The following is a 252-nucleotide window of genomic DNA, read 5'->3' on the forward strand; positions in this document are numbered from 1 at the left end:
CCGCCGATCTGGGGATCAATCCGGAGACCCTGCGGAACTGGGTGAGGGCAGCCGGCGTGAGTCGGCCTCGGGGACGGCGGACGCAGGAGCAAACCCAGCAGCCGGCCTCGCTGGAGGCGGAGAACGCGGCTCTGCGGAAGAAGGTCCGTGACCTCGAGGAGGAACGCGAGATCCTGCGGAAGGCAGCGAAGTATTTCGCCGGGGAGACGCGCTGGTGAACCGCTTCCAGTGTGTCGTCGATCTCCAGCGCCG

1 pseudogene is annotated in these 252 nt (G+C 67.9%); it reads left to right on the forward strand.

The features are described from left to right. Positions 1–110: 110 nt before the first annotated feature. Positions 111–252 (forward strand): annotated as a pseudogene (locus tag IH13_RS45045) (IS3 family transposase); the annotation flags it as partial.

The sequence above is a fragment of the Streptomyces sp. NRRL WC-3549 genome (assembly GCF_000721935.1).
Classification (GTDB): Bacteria; Actinomycetota; Actinomycetes; order Streptomycetales; family Streptomycetaceae; genus Streptomyces.